Source organism: Streptomyces nidicola (assembly GCF_050106155.1).
GTDB lineage: Bacteria > Actinomycetota > Actinomycetes > Streptomycetales > Streptomycetaceae > Streptomyces.
In genome coordinates this window covers 1,366,361-1,381,532 of record NZ_JBNBPI010000001.1, presented here as the reverse complement: position 1 = coordinate 1,381,532, position 15,172 = coordinate 1,366,361, and the positions used below count along the sequence as shown (strand labels likewise).

Sequence of the window (15,172 nt, the reverse complement as noted above, 5' to 3'; positions counted from 1 at the left end):
GCCGAGTGGCGGGTACGCCTCGCCCCGCACACGCCACCGGCTCCCTCATGCCCCCACCGGAGGACACCATGACCACCACGCCCGCCACCCCCGAAGCCGGCACACCCGAGATCCCCGACTTCCCCGCGGCGCGCTCCTCGCAGTGCCCCTTCGCACCGTCCCCCGACATGCGGGCGCTGTCCGACCACGGCCCCATCACCCGGGTCCGCTCCTGGGGCGACAGCACGCCGTGGGCCGTCACCGGGCACGCCGAACAGAAGGCCCTGCTGTCCGACCCGCGCCTGAGCGTGGAGTTCACCCGGCCGGGCTTCCCCAGCCCCGTGGACCCGGCCCACGCCCACGCGGGCAGCACCGACCTGAGCTTCGTCGGCATGGACGACCCCGAACACGCCCGGCTGCGCCGCATGGTCAGCGGCGCCTTCACCATCAAGCGCGTCGAGGCGATGCGCCCCCGCGTGCAGCAGATGACCGACGACTTCCTCGACACCATGCTGGCCGGCCCCAAGCCCGCCGACCTCGTCCAGGCCCTCGCCCTGCCGATCCCCTCCCTGGTCATCTCCGAAATGCTCGGAGTCCCGTACGAGGACCACGAGTTCTTCCAGGCCAACAGCAAGACCATCGTCTCCGCCGTCGCCTCGCCCCAGGAACGCCAGACGGCCCACACCAACCTCGCCACGTACCTCGACGACCTCGTCGGCCGCAAGCTCGGCGAGCCCGGCGACGACCTCCTGTCCAGCCTCTGCACACAGATCGAGAGCGGCGAGATCACCCGCCGTCAGGCCGCCACCATGGGGGTGCTGCTGCTCCTGGGCGGACACGAGACGACCGCGAACATGATCAGTCTGGGTACGCTGCTGCTCCTGCAGCACCCCGACCAACTGGCCCTGATCCGCGACACGGACGACCCCGCCGTCGTCCGCGCGGCCGTCGAGGAACTCCTGCGCTACCTCTCCATCGTCCACCTCGGCCGCCGCCGTACCGCCATCGAGGACATCGAGGTCGCCGGGCACACCATCCGCGCAGGGGACGGCGTCATCCTCCTCGGCGAACTCGCCAACCGCGACCCCTCGGTCTTCCCCGAACCCGACCGCCTCGACCTCACCCGAAACGCCCGCCAGCACCAGGCGTTCGGCGCCGGCGCCCACCACTGCGTCGGCCAGCCCCTGGCCCGCATGGAACTCCAGGTCATCTACCCGACCCTGCTGCGCCGCATCCCCACCCTCCGCGCCGTCGACGACCTCGACGCGATCCCGTTCAAGTACGACGCCATCATCTACGGACTGCACGCACTGCCCGTGACCTGGTAGCGGGTCGAGCAGCCCGCCCGCCGGCTGCCGCCCTGTCCGCAATTGCGTTGAGCCCACTCCCTGCCATCGTGTTGGCTTGTGGCACTGAACCGTCAGTACCGCAGGTGTTCGTCGGCTTGGCCGTAGCGGGGAGTTGAACGTGCAGGACATGGGTGTCGACCCCGTTGCCCACAATCGGGCGGCCTGGGACAAGTGCGTCCAGGACGGCAACGAGTGGTCGAGGCCGGTGAGCGCCGAGGATGTCGAGCGCGCCCGCGCGGGCGACTGGTCGATCGTTCTCATCGGGCGTGAACCCCTCGACCGCTCCTGGCTGCCGGCGGACCTGACCGGCAAGGACGTGTTGTGCCTGGGCTCCGGCGGCGGTCAGCAGGGTCCGATCCTCGCCGCCGCGGGGGCGAGGGTCACCGTATTCGACAACTCACCCCGCCAGCTCGGCCAGGACCGGATGGTGGCGGCGCGCGACGGGCTCGAGCTGCGCACCGTCCTGGGTGACATGCGCGACCTCAGCGCCTTCGGAGACGCGACATTCGACGTCGTGTTCCACCCGGTCTCCAACCTGTTCGTACCGGACCTGGCGCCGGTGTGGCGTGAGTGCTTCCGCGTCTTGCGGCCGGGCGGAAGCCTGCTCACGGGTTTCCTCAACCCTGATGCGTACTTGTTCGACCACGAGGCGCTCGACGAGCGCGGCGAGCTGATCGTCGTGCACACGCTGCCCTACAGCGACGTCGCGCAGTACTCCGCGGAGGAGCGCGCCACGAAGTTCGGCGCGGATGCCCCGCTTGAGTACAGCCACACCCTCACCGACCAGATCGGCGGGCAACTCGCCGCGGGGTTCGTCGTCACCGGCTTCGCGGAAGCGCCGCACCAATCCAACGCATCCGCCCAGTACATGTCGAACTATTTCGCGACGCTGGCGGTCAAGCTGGGCTGACCCGGCCGTCGGACGCCGACCCCCGCCCACCCTTGCCTTCGGCCCCCTGCCTCCGGTCACCCTTGTCCCCGCCCACCCATTCCGATACCGTATTTATTAAAGCCGGTTTCCATAAACGGGACGGGGGCGACGGACACCGCGATGGACACTGCACGGGAGGCCGTTCAGGCGGAGCGGGCGGCGAATCAGGTCGCGTGTCTGGGGGTGTTGGCCGAGGCCGACGAGGCGTGCACGATCGGCGTGATCAGTGAGGCCACCGGCCTGTCGCGGCCGACGGTGCGGGCCGTTCTCGACGACCTCGTCGATCTCGGAATGGTCGAGGGTGTCAGCGCCGCGACGGCAGGGCCCGGCCGGCCCGCCCGTGCTTTCCGGTTCGCGCGTGAGGGGGGCCTCGTCGCCGGGGTCGACCTCGGGCCCCGCGGGGCGCGCGCGATCATCTGTGACCTGTCCGGCCGCCGGGCGGGCTACGCGGAAGTGCCGCCCCACAAGCACGCCGACGTCGCGCTGATTTCGCGCGCGCTCGACGCCGCGGCCGGTTCGCTCGATCTCGCACGGCTGCGCGCGGTCGGAGTCGCACTGCCCGGCGTCGTCGAGACGGACGGGCGACTGCGGGCCAGCCTCGCGATGCCGGACCTGGTCGGCCTGCCGGTCGCGGAACTGCTGGCGAAGGACCTCGGTTCGTCCGTGGTCGTGGACAACGACATCAAGCTGGCCGGTCTCGCGGAGCAGCGCGCGGGCGCGGGCCGCGGATACTCCGATGTCGTCTATCTCCAGATCGGTCACCGGCTGTCCGTGTCGATCGTGCTGGACGGTTCGATCCGGCAGGGCAGCCACCGCCTCGCGGGCGAACTCGGCGCGCAGCGCGGCATGCGCTGGACACGGAACGCGCGGCGCGGGCAGTTGGTCTGGTCGGCGCGCCCGACGAGCGCGCAGGTGCTGAGCGCCGCCGCCGCGGGCGACGCCGACGCGCTGGCCGAGGTCGAGGACTTCTGCGCGCAGATCGCCGAGCGGGTCGCGACCGTGCTGCTGGTGGTCGACCCCGAGGTCGTGGTCGTGCGGGGCGGCGCGGCGAAGGACGTCGGGGCGCTGCTGCGGCCGCTCGAGGCCGCGATCGAGAAGGAGTTGGTCTTTCCCGAGCGTCCCTCGTTCGTCGCGTCCGGTCTGGGGCGCGAGGCGGTGGTGCTCGGTGCCGTCGGCAACGCGTTCGACCAGTGCGGTTCGGAGATCTACGGGGTCCACGGCTATCCCAGCCCGTGGGCCCGCATCACACACGACGTGGAGGGGATCACCAAGTGAAGCTCGGAGTCAGTTCGTACTGCTTCCGCCAGCTCCTGAGCAGCGGCGAGATGGACCTGATCGGTGTACTGGACTGGGTCGCGGCCTCGCGGGCCGGGCACATCGAGATCGCCGCGACGGACGGGGCGTACTACCTGGAGAACGAACGCGTCGTACGTGACACGGCGAAGCACGCCGAGGAAGTCGGCGTACCGATCGTCAATTACCTGGTGAGCGGCGACCTGAGGGAGGCGGACGGCAAGGAAGTCGACCTGCTGCGGCGGCAGTTGGACGTCGCGCAGGCCTTCGGCGCCGGGATCTTCCGACACGACGTCGCGCCGTGGGCCTGGCGTGAGCGGGACCCGGGGGAGTTCGAGTCGACCTTCGAGAAGGTCGTCGAAGGCTGCCGCGCGGTCGCCGACCACGCGGCGGAGCTCGGCATCGTGTCGACCATCGAGAACCACGGCTTCTTCATGAACGGCAGCGACCGTCTCGCCCGGCTCGTGCACGCCGTGGACCGGCCGAACTTCCGCGTCACGCTCGACCTCGGCAACGGCCTGTGCGTCGGTGAGGTGCCGGGGAAGACCGCCGCGGGACTGATCGACGTGGCGGCGTCCATCGGCGTGAAGGACTTCCACATCCGCCGCTCCGCGGGGGAGGGCTGGCTGAAGACGCTCGCCGGCGACTACCTGCTGGGCACCGTCTCGGGCCACGGCGACGTCGATCTGCCCGGCCTCCTCGCCCTGGTCGCCACGAAGCCCGACGTGCCGGTGAGCCTGGAATTCGAGGGCATGGAAGCGCCACTGCCCGCCATCGAGCACTCCCTTGCGAACATTCTTCGACTGACGGAAGGCGTGGCCTGACATGACGACCCGTATCGCGGTGATCGGCCTCGGGGCCATCGCCACCGAGCACTTGAGCGCCTACCAGAAGAACGACCGGGCCGAGCTGGTCGCCGTGTGCGACATCGACCCGGAGCGGGCCAAGGCCCGGGCCGAGCAGTTCGACGTGCCGCGGGCCACGACCGACGTCGCGGAGATCCTCGCCGACCCGGACGTGGACGCCGTGAGCGTCTGCGTGCCGAACACCCTGCATGCCCCCATCGCCGAAGCGGCGCTGCGGGCCGGGAAGAACGTACTGATCGAGAAGCCGATGACGGTCACCGTCGCCGAGGCCGAGTCGCTGGTGAAGGCCGTCGAGGAGACCGGTCGGGCGCTGCAGATCGGCTACGTACGGCGGTTCGCGCCGAACGCGCTGGTGACGAAGCGGTTCCTGGACGCGGGCGAGTTCGGTGACATCTACGCCGCCCGTGCCACGCTGCTGCGCGCCGCCGGGAACCCGGGCGGGTGGTTCGGCGATGTGGAGGTGTCGGGCGGCGGTCCGCTGATCGACCTGGGCGTCCACATCATCGACCTGTGCTGGTACCTGATGGGCGGGCCGAAGGCGGTGTCCGCGTCCGGTGTCACGTTCGCGCCGCTGGGCGCGCGGGACAACATCCAGAACCTCAAGCGGTACCGTGCCGCATCGGCGGCCCGGCCCAACACCGTGGAGGACTACGTCACCGCGCAGATCCGCTTCGAGGACGGTCAGGTGCTCGATGTGGACACCTCGTACTCGCTGCACGCACGCAACGAGATCAGTGTGCGCATCCACGGCGACAAGGGCGGCGCGGAGATCGAGCCCGAACTGCTGATGCTCACCGAGCGGCACGACACCCTCCTGCATGTGCGGCCGCAGATCGACTCGCTCGGCTTCGACTTCAAGGCCGGGTTCGCGAACCAGATCGACCACTTCCTGCGGATCTGCCGGGGCGAGATACCTGCTGACGCCACCGCGGAACAGGGCCTGGAGATGGCTCGCATGCTGAGCGCGATCTACGCGTCGGCGAAGAGCGGCGCCGAGGTGAAGATCGAGCGCTGACCCGGCCGGTTCAGTTGCCCGGGACCGGACCGTCCCGGGCAACTGGCATGCCGTCGCCGCTCCTTCGCCGTTCCTTGACCGCCGCCCGGAACCGACTGCTCCACCTGTACCTGCTGCACGGTCTGCAACGCGGATCACAGTTCAGTCGCCACTTCAAAAAGGGTCTAGACCTCCTGGTGAGAACGTGATGAGAATCTGCGTACTCACGGGCACCATCACTTCCCTGCTGTACTGCTAGCTGTAAGAGGAGCCACCACCCATGAACCGACGCGTCATCGCAGCCACCAGCACGGCCCTGGCACTCGGGCTCTCCGCCACCGCCTGCGGAGGGGGTGGCTCGGAGGCCGACGGCGGGACCGACGGCAAGGGCAAGACGCTCACCGTGTGGGTCATGGAGGGGACAAACCCCGACGCGAAGCCCTTCTTCAAGGAGGCCGCCGCCGCCTTCGAGAAGAAGACCGGCGCCAAGATCAAGGTCGAGTACCAGCAGTGGGCCAGCGCCCAGCGGAAGTTCACCACCGCGATCGAGGGCGGCGCCGACCAGGTGCCCGACGTCGCGGAGGTCGGCACCACCTGGGTTCCGGGCTTCGCCGACAAGGGCGCGCTCGTCGACGTCTCCAAGGAGGTCGACAAGGCCGGCCTGACCGACGACCTCGTCCCCGCCCTCAAGGACGCGGGCACCCTGGACGGCAAGCAGTACGGCATGCCCTGGTACGCGGGAGTCCGCTCGGTCGTCTACCGCAAGGACATCTTCGCCAAGCACGGCATCAAGCCCCCGACCAACTGGAACGAGCTGCGCTCGGCCGCCAAGACCCTGAAGAAGGACGAGCCGAAGATGCTCGCCTTCCCCGTCGCCGGCGGCGCGGAAATGTTCGCAACTCCCTTCATCTGGGGCGCGGGTGGCCAGCTCGCCGTGGAGAAGGGCGGCAAGTGGCAGTCGGCCATCAACTCGAAGAAGGCTGTCGAGGGCATCACCGCCTACACCGACCTCGCCCTCAAGGACAAGGTGTCCCCGGCCAAGGTCAACACCTGGACCGAGAAGGAGGTCGGCGACGCCTGGAACAAGGGCGAGGTCGCCATGTCCCTCTCCGGCAACTGGACCCCGAAGGCCTTCGCCGAGGCCAACCCCGACCTCAAGGGCAAGCTCGGCGCCATCCCGATCCCCGGCCAGAAGGGCGGCATGTCCCCGTCGTTCCTCGGCGGCTCCTACCTCTCCGCGTTCAAGACGGACAAGCAGGCGCTGTCGTGGGAGTTCATCAAGCTCCTCACCACCGGCAAGTTCGCCAAGAAGTGGGCCGAGCAGAGCAGCTACCTGCCGCCCACCAACACGGACCTCGACAAGATGCCCGACAAGGACGACGCGCTGGTCAAGCCGTTCGTCAAGCAGTTCAAGGACGGCGGCGCGAGCGTGCCCAAGGCCAAGTCGTACACCGAGATCCAGGCCACCCAGGTCATCCCGAAGATGGTCCAGTCGATCCTGGCGGGCAAGGCCACGCCGCAGCAGGCGGCCGACAAGGCGGCCAAGGAAATGGACGCGATCTTCGCGCAGAGCGAGTGACCTGCTCCGCAGGAGTCCGTTTCCTCTCCGCTCCGAAGAGCGGAGTGTCCACGAAGGAATCAGATGAACCGCACGCTCGCCACGAAGGCCGTGGATGCCCCGGAGCGCCAGGGCAGCCGGCCGTCCGTGCCCTCGCCCGAGTCCGAACGCCTGCTGAGGCGTAAGCGCAGGACCACCCTCACCCGGCCCTGGCTGCTGCTCGCCCCCTCCCTCGTCGTCCTCGCGGGGCTGCTGCTCTGGCCGATGATCCAGGTCGGGATCCTGTCGCTGCAGGACTACGAGGTGAAGTTCGGCGGCGGCGTCGCCACCTTCACCGGCTTCGACCACTACGTCGAACTCCTCAGCGGCGATCTGCTCTGGAAGACGGTGCTGCCCAACACCGCGTTCTTCGCGGTGGCCTGTGTCGGCCTGACGGTGGCGCTCGGCACCGCGATCGCCCTGCTCCTGAACAGGCTCGGCCCGGTCTGGCGGACCATCTGCTCCACCGCGATCATGGCCGCCTGGGCGATGCCCGCGGTGACCGGTACCTACGTGTGGATCTGGCTCTTCCAGCCGGGCGACGGCCTGTTCAGCGCTCTGGTGGGCGGCTCCGACTCCAGCAACTGGTTCACCGACCGCCTCTCCTTCTACGCCATCGGGACCCTCAACGTGGTCCACCACGGCTTCCCGTTCGTCGCGATCACCGTCTTCGCCGGACTCCTGACCATCCCCAAGGAGCTCTACGAAGCGGCGATGCTGGACGGCGCGAACGCCTGGCAGCGGTTCTGGAAGGTCACCGTCCCCGCCATCAAGCCGGTGTTCCTCGTGGTGACGATCCTGTCGACCATCTGGGATTTCAAGGTCTTCACGCAGATCTTCCTGATGCCCGGAGGCCAGGGCCAGAACGAGCAGGTCGAGAACCTCGGCGTCTACTCGTACCTCGAAGCCTTCGCCAAGGAAGACTATGGAATGGGCGCCGCCGCGGCGGTCCTGCTCACCCTCCTCCTCCTCGTGATCACCATCATCTACATTCGCACCCTGTTCAGGCAGGGGGAGGAGGACCTGTGAGCACCACCGACATGCCCGCCACGACGCGGTCCTCCCTCGGCTCCAAGGTCGGTCTGCCGGCAGCGGTCGCCGCACTCCTGATCTTCACCCTCTTCCCGATCTACTGGATGGTCTCGACGGCGCTGGACCCGAGCGCCCAGAGCCGCGGAGCGAACCTCCTCCCCGGCGGCTTCACCTTCGACCACTTCAATACGGTCTTCGAACGCGGCAACTTCGGTACGTACTTGCTGAATTCGGCCATCGTGGGCCTGGGCACGGTAGTGGTCTCGGCGGCCCTCGCGCTGTTCGCGGCTGTCGCGGTCGCCCGCTTCAAGTTCAAGTTCCGCACATCCGTGCTGGTCATGGTTCTGATCGTGCAGATGGTGCCGCTCGAGGCGCTCGTCATCCCGCTGTTCATCCAGATGCGCGACTACGACATGCTCAACAGCCTCCTCGGCCTGACCATCGTCTACACCGCGCTGTCGCTGCCCTTCGCCATCTGGACCCTGCGCGGCTTCGTGCAGACCGTGCCCAAGGACATCGAAGAGGCGGCGTACATCGACGGCTGCTCCTGGTGGCGGATGTTCCGCTCCGTGCTGCTTCCGCTGGTCGCGCCCGGGCTCGTCGCCACGTCGATCTTCGCGTTCATCACCGCGTGGAACGAGTTCGTCTTCGCGTACACCTTCATGAAGAGCAGCGACAAGTACACCGCCGCGGTCGGCATCTTCCAGTTCTTCGGCGAGAACACCACCAGCTGGGGCCCGGTCATGGCCAGCTCCACGCTGGTCACGGTGCCGGTCCTGATCTTCTTCGTGGCGGTCCAGCACCGGCTCGCCTCCGGGCTTGCGGCAGGAGCGGTCAAGGGCTGACCCGCGTGTCGGCGCCGGGGCCGGCCGAAGTCCTCGGCCGGCCCCGGCGGTTGTGCGGGTGCGGACACTCAGATGCGGCCCTTGCCGTAGTAGGTGCCGATCTGGTCGTGGTACCCGGCGTCTCCGACGTGCTTGTCCTTGTCGAATTCGGGGGCGTCCTTGATCTGTGCCTTGGTGCGGTCGACGTGAATCGTCTTGTTCTTGGTGTCGATCCGGGACACGGTGCCCGCGGGAAGCAGGACATGCTTGCCGAAGATCCACACACCGGTGTCGACGACGAGGTAGGCGGAGCCGACCTCGTCCGAGTGCTTGTCGACCTTGCCGATGCTGCCGTCGGAGGCCTCCACCTTGAAGCCGATCAGATCGACTCCCTGGGTGTGGCCGCTCGTCGGCGGATAGCCCCACATGTTCTCGTTCACGTTCGGCTCCTTCATCGACGATGTACGGCTCGGAGCGCCCTGTTCAGCGATGCCGGCGCTCCTCGGGTCGGCGGGTGCCCCCGCTCCGGGGATGAACACAACTGACCATGGAGCAACCGACTTTGCCGTGCCGCGCGGCCGCGCGACGTGGCGCCCTCGATCTAGTGCAGTTCGGCGTGCGGAACGTGCGGAATGCGTTCGTGAGCAGGTGCTCGTACGCGACGGTGTCCGACTGCCTGATCTGGCTGTACTGGCGGTGGAACGCGGCCTGCCCCGCGTCTCCTCGCCACGGTGCGAGGAAGGCATCGAGGACTCCAGGACGGAAGCCGACGTGTGTCGCGTGCCGCAGGTGGCTGGCGACCGATGCCTCATCAGTAGGCAGCCCGGTACCAACGAGCCCGCCTCACTGACTGCGGTACGTCCCCGTGGGCGGGACCGTGCATGTCGGACAGGCCGTTACGCGGTGACCGTGTCCGTCGCGTCCGTGGCCGCGGGGGCGTCGTCGAAGGTCATCTCCGGTGCGGGTCGGCGGAAGCCCTTGGTCAGGACGGTCAGGTAGACGACGCCGATCGCCAGCCAGACGCCGCCGATCTGGAGCGCGACGTCACTGAGCTTCGTGAGCAGGTAGACGGAGACGGCGGTACCGATGACCGGCATCACCAGGTACGAGAACAGGTTGGGGGTACGGCCCTGCCTGCGCTCGCGGACCAGGTGGGCGATCACGCAGATGTTCACCAGGGCGAAGCCGAGGAAGGCGCCGAAGTTGATGAACGAGGTGGCCGTGGTCAGGTCGAGTCGCATGGCGACGACACCGGCGGCCGCGGTCAGCAGCAGGTTCGGCACGGGCGTGCCGGTCTTCCGCGACAGCTTGCCGAAGACGGCCTTGGGCAGTGCGCCGTCGCGTCCCATGACGTACATGAGGCGGGCCGCGGAGGCCTGCAGGGCGATACAGGAGGCGATGGATCCGGCGATGGTGACGAAGTTGATGATCTCGGCGTACGTCTCGCCGCCGACCTGGACCTTCAGGTGGTAGGCGGCCGCGTCGACGTCGGCGAACTTCGCGCCGGGGTGCACCAGTTGCATCACGAAGGACAGCACGATGAAGATCGCTCCGGCGGCGATGACGCAGCCGATGATGCCTCGGCCGATCGTCCGTGCCCCGCCCTTGGCCTCCTCGCCCAGCGTGGAGACGGCGTCGAAGCCGAGGAAGGAGTACGCGGCGATGGCGGCGGCCGCGGTGACCGCGCCGATCGACGTGCCGGAGTTCCACACGGCATCCGTGGCGGGGGTGGAGGAGCCGTGCTTGCCGAGGAAGACGACACACAAGGTGGCGAAGAGGACCAGAGATCCCAGAGCGATGAACATCAGGACCTTGTTGACGCGGTCCGCGAGCTTCATGCCGAAGACGTTGACGGCGGTGGTGAGCCCCACAGAGACGATCAGCCAGACCCACTTGGGTACGTCGGGGAACTGGGCGTTGAAGTAGATCGCCGTGATCAGCCAGCCGACCATCGGGATGAAGAAGTAGTCGAGCAGCATCGCCCACCCGGACAGGAAGCCGACGCGGCTGTCGAGCATCCTGCGGGCGTAGGTGTAGACCGACCCCGCGCCGGGCACGGCGCGCGCCATCTTCGCGTAACTCAGCCCGGTGAGCAGCATCGCGACGGTGGCGACGGCGAACGCGGTCGGGGCCGCGCCGCCACTGGTGGCGGCGACCACACCGAAGATCGTGACGACGATGCCGGGGGAGATGTAGGCCAGGCCGAACAGGACGACGGAGAACAGGCTCAGGTCGCCCTTCAGCCCCATGGTGGTCGTGCCAGGTGTCTCGCTGGTCATCGCGGTGGCTCCTCGGTGGTGTGGGCGGGGTTCCAGGTGGCGGGGTCGATGCGGCCCCCGTACAGCGGGAGTTCGAGGGCCGGGTCGCCGGGGCGGAACTGGTCCCAGACCCGGTTGAGACCGGCGGTGCCGTAACGGCGTACGTTGCCGACCTCGTCGAGGTCGATCACGTCGGTGAGGGTGGAGTCGCCGGCGTCGATGGTTTCGGCGCGCACCGTGCCCTGTGGGTCGATGACGAGGCTGCGGCCGATCCCGGAGGGGGCGGCGGAGTTGACGCTGGCGACGAAGACCTGATTGGTGATGGCGTTGGCACGGTTGAGGACGACCTCCTGCGCGCGGTCGCTCGTCGGCGTGCGGACCACGTTGACGATCAACTCGGCTCCCATCCAGGCCAGTTGGCGGGAGATCTCCGGGAACCAGGTGTCGTAGCAGATGGAGAGGCCGATGCGGCCGACCCCCGGGAGGTCGACGACCTCGAACCGGTTGCCGGGCGCGGTCGTCTCGTACGGGCGCCACGGGCAGATCTTGCGGTACGCGGCGAGGCGCTCACCCCGTGGTGAATAGACCGGCGCCGTGTTGTGGACGAGGTCGCCGGTGCCCCGCTCGTAGACGCTGCCGGGTACCAGCCAGATGCCCAGGTCCCCCGCGAGCTCGGCGAAGGCCGTATCGCGTTTGCCGTCGAGCGGCTCGGCGGCCTGCTCCGGGGCGGCCGGGATGCCGGGGGCGCTCTCGCCGAGGTGCAGTTCGGGGTAGACGACGAGGGCGCCGGGTGCGCGCAGTTTCACGCGCCGCTCCACGTCGGCGGCGAAGCCCGCGAGGTCGTCGGCCGGGCGGCCGGGCGCCTGGGCGAGGATCAGGGGCAGGGGGCGGGCCATGCGGGAACACCAGCCAATCGAAGGGACTGAACGAACCGAAGGAACTGTTCGGGGGGAAGTCGACGGAGGTTCGGGTGCCGATCACCAGAAATTCCGGTGGGACAAGAATGCGGCCGGTCACCCATAGCCTCAAATACTTGATAGGGCTGATTAGCATGCCTCCGAGGCATGCAAGTGTCATGCCTCCGCCGTCCGCCGTCTCTGCCTCCGTCTTCGCCTCCGTCTCTGTTTCCGTCTCCCGAGGGGCCACCGCCATGGAACTCCGAGTGCTTCGCTATTTCCTGACCATCGTGGAGACGGGTTCCGTCACCAAGGCCGCCGAGGTGGTCCGCGTCGCCCAGCCCTCGCTGTCACGCCAACTACGCGGCCTGGAAGGGACGTTGGGGATGACGCTCTTCGACCGCGACGGCAAGCAGATGGTCCTGACGGCGGCCGGCCGGCGCTTCCTTCCGCTGGCCCGCGACCTGGTCGCCCGCGCGGACAGCGCCGAGGCCGCGGTCGGTGCGCTGGCTGCCGGTCGTGCCATGCGGATCACCGTGGCGGCGCCGCCCACCACCATCACCGACGTGATCGCCCCGTTCCTGGCCACCTGGGGGCCGGAGGACCCGCTCGTCACCGTGCAGGCGGAGAGCCCGGCACGTGCGTACCAGGCCCTGGCGAGGGGCGCCGACGTGGCCATCTCCTCGGCACCTCCGAGGCGCCGTTTCGCCGGGCTCCCGGTGGCCCGGCTGCCGCTGTGGGCCTACGTCCGCGCCGACCATGCCTGGGCGGACCGGGACCGGGTCACCATCGACGAACTTGCCGCGGAGCCCCTCATCGTCCTCACCCCGGCACACGGCACCCGCCGCATCCTGGACCACGCCGTGCAGGACGCGGACGCCTCGTACGACATCGTGCTCGAATGCGACACACCGCATGTCGCCCAGGCCATGGCGGCGTCGGGGCATGGTGTCGCGGTGGTCTCCGACGATCCCCGCTTCGACCTGCACCCGCTGCTGATCCTCGACGACACGGGCGAACCGCTGCAGATCCACCTGCACGCGGCATGGGACGCCAGCCACTACGCGCCGCGCAGCATCGAGGCATTCGCGGCCGGGTTGTCACGCTTCTGTGTCGAGCGGTACGGGTCGCAGGTCGCCGCCCGCCTGTGAACTGCGGCGACGACCACGTGGAGGTATGCCTGGCAGGCAGCCTGATCAGACCGGGCAGGCATTGGACGGCGGCCCCGGGACACCACACCATGCTGCGAAATCCCGCATCAGCCGCCAGCCCGAGAGGCCTCGCACCATGCCAAGACCGTTCCCTGCCCGACGACTACGCCGTGCCGCTGCCGTCGCCGCCGTGCTCGCGGGGCTGTTCGCCGTCCTGCCGTCGACGATGGCGGCGCCCGCCGCGACCGCAGCCGCATCCGTGCCGGGTGATCCGCTCACCGGAAGCGGTGCGGTGACCCGGACGACTGTCACCGCCGCCCAACTCACCAAGGGGAGCCCCCAGGACACCGTGCCCGACAGCGCCTTCGCCCTGCCGGCGCAAGCGGCACCACCCACGCACAGCTTCGAAGGAACCCTCGCCCTCAAGGACCTCGCCACCGCCGGCGGATTCCGCGCCCTGAAAGACCCGGACGGATACGCGGACGCGGCAGCGACCCGGCACCTGCCGCCGGTCGACATCGCCCTCGTGCAGAACGGCAGCCACCTCGTCCCAGCGAAGCGCGGATTGCAGTACACGGACAACCCGGCGTGGAACCTCGCGGTGGGCCCCGGCCGTGCGTGGAACGAGGACGGCGACGGTCAACGCACGCGCGCCTCCCTGCCGTTCGCGCTCGTCGAGCGCAACGCCAACTGCGTGCACAACGGCGCCCTCACCTTCCTCTTCGACGACACATCGATCTCCGAGGTCCGCTACCAGATCACCACGGAGACCTGCGAGTACTTCCAGTTCGACATGTGGGGCCAGGTACCGGCCGACTACCGGCCCGGCCCCGTCGACGACGCCGACACGCTGCGCGACGCGTACGCCTCGGAGACCAAGGACCGGCTTCCGACGAAGCCCATCTCAGCGCTGGCCACCGACCACCCGGACAGCGGGGTGGATGTCTCGAAGTTGACCTCCGGCATCACGCCGTCCGCGCTGAGCACCTTCGGCCTCTACTTCGACGGAGTCCACTACGTGGGCAACTGTCGTACGAGACAAGGGAATTACCCGTTCTGTGGCCAGATGCTGCTGCCTTCGTACTCGACCGCGAAGTCTGCGTTCGCGGGGACAGCCATGCTGCGTCTGGCGCAGCGCTACGGCCCGGCCGTGACCCAGGAGCAGCTCTCCGACCACATCCCCGAGACGGCCGGCAGCCCCGCCTGGAACGGCATCACCCTCGACCACACCCTCGACATGTCCACCGGAAACTACACCTCGCCCGGCTACGAGACCGACGAGTCGGGCCGCACCATGGCGGACTTCTTCGCGGCCGAGCCCTACGCCGACAAGATGCGATTCGCCCTGTCCTTCCCGCGCAAGGCCAAGCCCGGCAGCAAGTGGGTCTACCACACCTCGGACTCCTTCCTGGCCACCCGCGCGATGAACAACTACCTCCGGGACAAGGCCGGTTCGGGCACCGACCTCTTCACCATGCTCCGTGACGACGTCCTCAAGCCCATCGGTGTCGGGCCCGACTCCCTCGTCTCCTCCCGCACCGACAACAGCCCCGGCGGAGCGCCCTTCGGCGGCTACGGCATGTTCTGGACGCAGGACTCCGTCGCCAAGTTCGCGAAATTCCTCAACAACGACCACGGCGCCGTGGGCGGCAAGCAGCTGCTCGACCCGACCCTGCTGGCAGCCACCATGCAACGCACACCCGGGGCCCGGGGTGTGACCACCACCGGCACCAAGCCCATGAAGTACCAGAACGGCTTCTGGGCCCGCGAGTTCACCTCCGCCGACAACCCCGCCTACAGCAGCCCCTTCTACGTACCCTTCATGTCGGGATACGGCGGCATCACCGTCGCGATGATGCCGAACGGCGCGACCTACTACTACTTCAGCGACAACAACGAGTTCAGCTGGGACGCCGCCGTCGCCGAAGCCGACAAACTGGCACCCATGCCCGGTGGGTCAACTGCCGCAAGGTAGACACCATCGAGTGCCCTTCGGCTGGGG

Annotated in this window: 13 protein-coding genes; 10 read left to right on the top strand and 3 right to left on the bottom strand. The window is 68.6% G+C overall.

The annotated features are described in order from the left end of the window. The first annotated feature begins 68 nt into the window (after positions 1-68). From ACOKM3_RS06480 to ACOKM3_RS06445, 8 genes are all read left to right on the top strand, one after another. Positions 69-1,307: a cytochrome P450 gene (locus ACOKM3_RS06480; RefSeq protein ID WP_426897838.1), complete on the top strand. Its 1,239-nt coding sequence runs from the start codon at positions 69-71 to the stop codon at positions 1,305-1,307. A gap of 139 nt (positions 1,308-1,446) precedes the next feature. Next, the gene (locus ACOKM3_RS06475; RefSeq protein WP_426897836.1) at positions 1,447-2,238 is read left to right on the top strand and encodes a class I SAM-dependent methyltransferase; all 792 of its coding nucleotides are present in this window, start codon (positions 1,447-1,449) and stop codon (positions 2,236-2,238) included. A 141-nt stretch (positions 2,239-2,379) separates the two neighbouring features. Beyond that, a complete protein-coding gene (locus tag ACOKM3_RS06470) occupies positions 2,380-3,534 on the top strand; it encodes an ROK family transcriptional regulator (RefSeq protein ID WP_426897834.1) in 1,155 nt (384 codons plus the stop codon). Continuing rightward, the gene (locus ACOKM3_RS06465; RefSeq protein ID WP_426897832.1) at positions 3,531-4,376 is read left to right on the top strand and encodes a sugar phosphate isomerase/epimerase family protein; all 846 of its coding nucleotides are present in this window, start codon (positions 3,531-3,533) and stop codon (positions 4,374-4,376) included. Before ACOKM3_RS06470 ends, ACOKM3_RS06465 begins: the two co-directional genes overlap by 4 nt. 1 nt (position 4,377) lies before the next feature. Continuing rightward, on the top strand, positions 4,378-5,433 hold the full coding sequence (locus ACOKM3_RS06460; protein ID WP_426897830.1) for a Gfo/Idh/MocA family protein: 1,056 nt from the start codon (positions 4,378-4,380) through the stop codon (positions 5,431-5,433). Between the two features lie 259 nt (positions 5,434-5,692). Beyond that, positions 5,693-6,991, top strand: a complete 1,299-nt coding sequence (locus tag ACOKM3_RS06455) for a sugar ABC transporter substrate-binding protein (RefSeq protein ID WP_426897828.1) — start codon at positions 5,693-5,695, stop codon at positions 6,989-6,991. A gap of 63 nt (positions 6,992-7,054) precedes the next feature. Next, the gene (locus ACOKM3_RS06450; protein ID WP_426897826.1) at positions 7,055-8,038 is read left to right on the top strand and encodes a carbohydrate ABC transporter permease; all 984 of its coding nucleotides are present in this window, start codon (positions 7,055-7,057) and stop codon (positions 8,036-8,038) included. Between the two features lie 11 nt (positions 8,039-8,049). Beyond that, positions 8,050-8,886 (top strand): carbohydrate ABC transporter permease, encoded by an 837-nt coding sequence (locus ACOKM3_RS06445; RefSeq protein ID WP_426906718.1) that lies wholly within the window; start codon positions 8,050-8,052, stop codon positions 8,884-8,886. A 68-nt stretch (positions 8,887-8,954) separates the two neighbouring features. On the opposite strand, the gene ACOKM3_RS06440 is transcribed toward ACOKM3_RS06445, so the two are convergent. From ACOKM3_RS06440 to ACOKM3_RS06430, 3 genes are all read right to left on the bottom strand, one after another. Then, the gene (locus ACOKM3_RS06440; protein WP_426897824.1) at positions 8,955-9,305 is read right to left on the bottom strand and encodes a PRC-barrel domain-containing protein; all 351 of its coding nucleotides are present in this window, start codon (positions 9,303-9,305) and stop codon (positions 8,955-8,957) included. Positions 9,306-9,761: 456 nt separating this feature from the next. After that, positions 9,762-11,144, bottom strand: coding sequence for an APC family permease (locus ACOKM3_RS06435; protein WP_426897822.1), 1,383 nt, complete (start codon positions 11,142-11,144; stop codon positions 9,762-9,764). Beyond that, a complete protein-coding gene (locus ACOKM3_RS06430) occupies positions 11,141-12,019 on the bottom strand; it encodes a carbon-nitrogen hydrolase family protein (protein ID WP_426897820.1) in 879 nt (292 codons plus the stop codon). The genes ACOKM3_RS06435 and ACOKM3_RS06430 overlap by 4 nt, the downstream gene beginning before the upstream one ends. Positions 12,020-12,273: 254 nt before the next feature. Here ACOKM3_RS06430 and ACOKM3_RS06425 point away from each other — a divergent pair, with 254 nt between their 5' ends. After that, positions 12,274-13,170 carry a LysR family transcriptional regulator gene (locus ACOKM3_RS06425; protein WP_426897818.1) on the top strand — a complete coding sequence of 299 codons (897 nt, stop codon included), beginning with the start codon at positions 12,274-12,276 and terminating at the stop codon, positions 13,168-13,170. Positions 13,171-13,306: 136 nt separating this feature from the next. Then, a complete protein-coding gene (locus ACOKM3_RS06420; RefSeq protein ID WP_426897816.1) occupies positions 13,307-15,145 on the top strand; it encodes a serine hydrolase domain-containing protein in 1,839 nt (612 codons plus the stop codon). Positions 15,146-15,172: the final 27 nt, after the last annotated feature.

What these genes read in the sequence shown, in the direction of transcription:
- ACOKM3_RS06480 (WP_426897838.1), top strand. Translation starts at nt 69, where the DNA reads ATGACCACCACGCCCGCCACCCCCGAAGCCGGCACACCCGAGATCCCC.
- ACOKM3_RS06470 (WP_426897834.1), top strand. Translation starts at nt 2,380, where the DNA reads ATGGACACTGCACGGGAGGCCGTTCAGGCGGAGCGGGCGGCGAATCAG.
- ACOKM3_RS06460 (WP_426897830.1), top strand. Translation starts at nt 4,378, where the DNA reads ATGACGACCCGTATCGCGGTGATCGGCCTCGGGGCCATCGCCACCGAG.
- ACOKM3_RS06455 (WP_426897828.1), top strand. Translation starts at nt 5,693, where the DNA reads ATGAACCGACGCGTCATCGCAGCCACCAGCACGGCCCTGGCACTCGGG.
- ACOKM3_RS06450 (WP_426897826.1), top strand. Translation starts at nt 7,055, where the DNA reads ATGAACCGCACGCTCGCCACGAAGGCCGTGGATGCCCCGGAGCGCCAG.
- ACOKM3_RS06445 (WP_426906718.1), top strand. Translation starts at nt 8,050, where the DNA reads ATGCCCGCCACGACGCGGTCCTCCCTCGGCTCCAAGGTCGGTCTGCCG.
- ACOKM3_RS06435 (WP_426897822.1), bottom strand. Translation starts at nt 11,144, where the DNA reads ATGACCAGCGAGACACCTGGCACGACCACCATGGGGCTGAAGGGCGAC.
- ACOKM3_RS06430 (WP_426897820.1), bottom strand. Translation starts at nt 12,019, where the DNA reads ATGGCCCGCCCCCTGCCCCTGATCCTCGCCCAGGCGCCCGGCCGCCCG.
- ACOKM3_RS06425 (WP_426897818.1), top strand. Translation starts at nt 12,274, where the DNA reads ATGGAACTCCGAGTGCTTCGCTATTTCCTGACCATCGTGGAGACGGGT.
- ACOKM3_RS06420 (WP_426897816.1), top strand. Translation starts at nt 13,307, where the DNA reads ATGCCAAGACCGTTCCCTGCCCGACGACTACGCCGTGCCGCTGCCGTC.